The sequence below is a fragment of the Promicromonospora kroppenstedtii DSM 19349 genome (assembly GCF_000515355.1).
GTDB classification, from domain to species: Bacteria; Actinomycetota; Actinomycetes; order Actinomycetales; family Cellulomonadaceae; genus Promicromonospora; species Promicromonospora kroppenstedtii.
In genome coordinates this window covers 933-2,689 of record NZ_KI911639.1, presented here as the reverse complement: position 1 = coordinate 2,689, position 1,757 = coordinate 933, and the positions used below count along the sequence as shown (strand labels likewise).

The following is a 1,757-nucleotide window of genomic DNA, read 5'->3' as shown; positions in this document are numbered from 1 at the left end:
GCGGCCGCCGGATGGGCCGTGTTCGCGGGCGGGGCGGCGCTGACGGGTCTCCTCACGCCGCGCCTGGGCGTGGCTCGGACGGCGATCCTGGCGCGCGTGCTCAACGGGCTCGGGGCCGTGTGGATGGGGCTCGCGCTCGGCCCGGTCGGCCTGATCGCCGCCTACCTGGTCACCTACGGGCTGCACGGCGCGTGCGGGCCCGCGTACCAGGCTCTGCTGCACCGCGAGGCCGAGTCCCGGAACCGGACCACGGTGCTGTCGATGGCGTCCATGGTCGGGTTCGCCGCCTACTCCCTGGGCGCCCCGGCGCTCGGCTGGGCGGCGGGGCTGCTCTCGATCCCGGCCGCCATGGTCATCGGCGGGGTGTTCAGCACCCTGGGCGCGCTGTGCTTCCTGCCCGCACTGCGTCAGGAGCGCCGGTCGTCTGGCCGCACGCCGCGCCTGTCGGGCACACTGGCCGGGTGAACGACTGGACCGAGGACGTGCTGGGGGCGGGCTTCGAGGCCCGCACGCTCCGGCTCCCGGGCGGCGCCGAGGCCACCCTGATCCGCTACACGCCCGAGGACGGGCCGGTGACCGGGCGCACGCCGGTGCTCTACGTCCACGGGTTCACCGACTACTTCTTCCAGCGGCACCTCGCCGAGGCGGTCGCGGCGCGGGGCTACCCCTTCTACGCCGTCGACCTGCGCGGTCACGGACGGTCCATGGACGCGTGGACGGCGGCGGGCCGGGACGCCAACATGATCAACCGCCTGGAGCTCTACGCGCAGGACCTCGACGCGGCCGCCGACGCGATCGCCGCGGACGGCCACTCCGGGCTGGCGCTCCTGGGCCACTCGACGGGCGGGCTCATCACCTCGATGTACGCGAACGCGCGCCCCGACCGGGTGACGGCCCTCGTGCTGAACAGCCCCTGGTTCGACCTCAAGGGGAGCTGGTCCGACCGGACCCTGGTCACCCAGGCCGTCTACGTGCTCGGACGGGTCTCGCCCCGGCTGGTCGTGTCCCGGCTCGGCGAGGGCTACGGCCGGGCCCTGCACACGAGCTCCGGCGGCGAGTGGGACTACGACCTGCGATGGAAGCCGTACGCGGGGTTCCCGGTCCGCGCCGGCTGGCTGGCCGCGATCCGGCGAGGACACCGCGCGGTCGGGCGCGGGCTGGACGTGCGGTGCCCCGTGCTCGTGTGCACCAGCGGCCGCACCGGGTCCGACGCCGGGGAGATCGCCGAACAGCTCGGCACCGACGTGGTGCTCGACGTCGCGCACATGCACGCCCGCGCGCCGGGGCTGGGGCAGACCGTGGAGATCGCCGTCATCGAGGGCGGGGCCCACGACCTGGCGCTGTCCCCGAAGCCGGCCCGCGAGAAGTACCTGAGCACGGTGCTGGACTGGCTGGACGCGCACGTCTGACGGCACCGAGTTGACGGGCGAAGCACACATTCGGCATGAAACTGTGACCGATTCCTTGCGTGCCGGGCTACCCCGGTGACGTCCCGCTCCGCCAGGCTTCCGCCCATGGAAGAGACGTGGGTGAGTCACGCGCTGCGGCGTCTGCCCGATACCGTGTCCTGCCCCGCGTGCGGAGCGCCCCTGCGCGGCGCGGTCTGCGGCACCTGCGCGCTCGACCTCGGCGGCTCCCGCGGGATCGACGTGCACGAGGCCTCGCTCGCCGTCGAGCGAGCCATCCGGGAGCGGCAGCGGATCCTCGACGAGATGCGCGCCGAGCAGCCCGCGGCGGCCGCGTACGTGCGGGAGGCC

Annotated in this window: 2 protein-coding genes and 1 pseudogene; all 3 read left to right on the top strand. The window is 74.4% G+C overall.

Features of this window, described 5'->3' with window-relative positions; translation table 11 throughout:
* Nucleotides 1–465, top strand: a pseudogene (locus PROKR_RS07470) (MFS transporter); the annotation flags it as partial.
* The gene (locus tag PROKR_RS07465; protein ID WP_036961436.1) at nt 462–1,409 is read left to right on the top strand and encodes an alpha/beta hydrolase; all 948 of its coding nucleotides are present in this window, start codon (nt 462–464) and stop codon (nt 1,407–1,409) included. The pseudogene PROKR_RS07470 and the gene PROKR_RS07465, both read left to right, overlap by 4 nt.
* A gap of 105 nt (nt 1,410–1,514) precedes the next feature.
* Nucleotides 1,515–1,757, top strand: a 243-nt coding sequence (locus PROKR_RS34235) for a hypothetical protein (protein WP_169736352.1), incomplete at its 3' end; no start/stop codon positions are given.